Genomic DNA, 2,936 nt, shown 5'->3' on the forward strand with positions numbered 1-2,936 from the left:
CCACGTCCTCGGTCAGCGTGATCCGTGCGCCGGTCTCGGTGGCGATGGCATCGGCCTCGTCGCGGATCGCTTGCTCAGGCCACAGACTTTCAGGCGCACACAGGCGCACATCCATGCCCATCTTGGCCCCACCGATCAACAAACTGTCACCCATATTGTTGCCCGCATCCCCCAGAAATGCATAGGCAATCTGGCTCAGGGGCTTGTCCGAATGTTCGCTCATGGTGAGAAAGTCTGCGAGAATTTGGGTCGGATGGAATTCATCCGTTAAACCGTTATAGACGGGTACCCCGGCAAACTGCGCCAGCGTTTCGACAATTGGATGACCAAATCCGCGATATTCAATCGCGTCATAGACCCGGCCCAGAACACGTGCTGTGTCCTTGACGGTTTCCTTCTTGCCCATGTGCGAACCTGATGGTCCGAGGTAGGTGACATGCGCGCCTTGATCGTGTGCGGCCACTTCAAAGCCTACGCGTGTGCGGGTACTGTCCTTTTCAAAGATCAGCGCAATTTCTTTTCCGGTCAGGCGCGGCACTTCATAGCCGCCATATTTGGCGGCCTTGAGGTCGGCAGACAGTTTCAGCAGGAAGCCTATTTCCTGTGGGTTAAAATCACGCAGGGCCAAAAAGTGGCGGTTTCTCAGATTGTAAGACATTTGAAATTTCCTTTTTCAGATTGCGTCGCGGATGGTTGGGCAGCTCATGCAATGGCTGCCACCACGTCCACGGCCAAGTTCGGCACCGGGTATGGCCCGCACGTCGATACCGGCGTCCTTCAGGGCCGCGTTTGTGTCGTCGTTTCGGTCATAGCCGATGACGACACCGGGTCGCAGCGCCAGCACGTTGTTGCCGTCATTCCACTGTTCGCGGGATTGCTCTGCAGCGTCCGAACCGCCGGTGGGGACCAGATGCAGCTTCTTGTGGCCCAGAATCTCTGCGGTGATTTCGAACAGGTGACGTGCGTCACGGCGAATATCGAGCGGTGCCTTGCCCGCACCGGGACGCAGGTCGTAACATGTGATTGCGTCGGCCACTTCCTGATAGGTGGTCACGACATCGCCGCCGCAGTGGGTGAATACGGTATCGAGATGCATCGCGGCCCGTGAACTGGGCATCTGACAGGCAATGATGCGGTGTACATCGCCTCCAGCGAACAGGGCTTCAGCCAGCTGTCCGACCGCCTGGGGCGTTGATCTCTCGCCCATTCCTACCATGACCACACCGTGGCCGATTGGCATGATGTCGCCACCCTCTAGCGTTGCAGCGCCAAATTCCTGCGTCGGATCCCCAAACAACACCCGTGCCTTGCCGGCGAATTGTGGGTGGAAGCGATAGACTGCACCCAGGAGTAGCGTTTCGGGACGCCGCGCAGCAAAATGCATCGGGTTAAGGGTCACACCTCCATAAACCCAAGCGGAGTTATCCCGCGTAAAAATAAAATTAGGCAACGGCGGCAGAACAAAGCCGTGGTGGCCAAGGTAGCTGCCAAACATGCCGGATGGGGTGAAAGGGAGATCGCCAACTGTAACCCCGCCAACGAGGAACTGCGCCAAATTGCTGCCCGGCAATTCCTCCATCCATGCGCGCAGATCATCGCGCATCCCGACACCCACATCGTTGCGGGTGATGCGATGGTCCAAAACCCAGGCGCGCGCATCGGGCAAGTCCAGCGTTTCGGCCAGCAATGTCATTGCGTCCAGCACCTCGATCCCTTCGCCGCGCATGATGTCTGCGAAGACGCCGTGATCCTTAATAGCCTGCTTGACCCAGAACACATCGTCAAACAGCAGCTCCTCGCGGTTGTCCGGTGTGAGGCGTCTGTGGGCGAGACCCGGTGGCGAGACAATCACTTGCCGCAGTTCACCAGTTTCAGAATGTACGCCAAGAGCGTGGTCAGTCATTGTAATTCTCCGTTGATTTACAGGATCACGGCAACGCTGAGCGCCGCCATGACAAAAAGGGTCAGGATCAGCAGAAGCGGCCAGATAAACACCAGCCAGCGATCGAACGACACGCGCCCGATGGCCAGACCACCAATCACAACGGCCGAGGTCGGTGTGATCAAGTTCACCAGCCCGCTTGCGGATTGGTAGGCAGTCACGACCAGATCGCGGCTGACGCTGGCGAAATCCCCCAATGGGGCCAGGATCGGCATCGACAAAACTGCAAGCCCAGATGAGGACGGTACAAGAAAGCTCATCCCGATCTCGATCCAGAGCATCAGGTTGATGAAGGCGATCTCAGACAGGCCGCCCAACGTGTCGGCGGCACTGTTGAGAATAGTGTCCGCGATCAGGCCCTGTTCCATGATCACGACAATGCCGCGGGCCAGCCCGATCACCAGCGCCACGCCAAGAAGATCCTTGGCTCCCTCGACAAAGGCTGAAGTCAGTTTTTTTTCGCCCATCCGCGCGACAAGGCCAACGACGATAGCCATGCCAAAGAAAAGCGCGCCCATCCGCGCCATCCACCAGCCTTGACTGGACACACCCCAGATCATTACGGCGAAGGTCGCAAAGAACAGCAGCAGTACCAGTTTTTGCGTGCCGGTCAGCTTTGGCTCTAAGAATTCGGCATCCGCATCGCCCAGAAATATTTGGCGGTGTGCCTCACGCTGCGTTGCCACGACAGACCGGGTCGGATCTGCCTTGACCCGTGATGCATAGCGCATCACATAGGCGATGCTGATCGCCAAACCACCGATCAGAATGAACAGACGCAGCGCCAAACCTTCCGTAAACGGAATTCCTGCGGCGTTAGATGCGATGACTGTTGCGAACGGATTTATGGTTGACCCAAGCGTGCCAATTCCCGCACCGATCAGGATGATCGCAATACCGGTGAGTACGTCAAAGCCCGCAGCGATGACAACCGGTATCAACAGCGCATAGAAGGCCAGCGTTTCTTCGGCCATGCCGTAGGTCGTGCCGCCCA

Annotated in this window: 3 protein-coding genes; all 3 read right to left on the reverse strand. The window is 57.7% G+C overall.

Annotated elements, in window-relative coordinates; translation table 11 throughout:
- On the reverse strand, window positions 1-658 hold a 658-nt coding region (locus tag ABYT07_RS20185), incomplete at its 3' end, for an ornithine carbamoyltransferase subunit F (protein WP_372993800.1).
- Between the two features lie 15 nt (window positions 659-673).
- Entirely contained in the window at window positions 674-1,903 is a 1,230-nt protein-coding gene (locus tag ABYT07_RS20190) for an arginine deiminase (RefSeq protein WP_219581335.1), read from the reverse strand.
- A gap of 17 nt (window positions 1,904-1,920) precedes the next feature.
- On the reverse strand, window positions 1,921-2,936 hold a 1,016-nt coding region (locus ABYT07_RS20195), incomplete at its 5' end, for a YfcC family protein (RefSeq protein ID WP_372993801.1).

This window comes from Sulfitobacter sp., assembly GCF_041552635.1.
GTDB lineage: Bacteria > Pseudomonadota > Alphaproteobacteria > Rhodobacterales > Rhodobacteraceae > Sulfitobacter.

Bases quoted from the DNA above. Each gene is read 5' to 3' on its own strand.
- ABYT07_RS20190 (WP_219581335.1), bottom strand. From the start codon at position 1,903: ATGACTGACCACGCTCTTGGCGTACATTCTGAAACTGGTGAACTGCGG.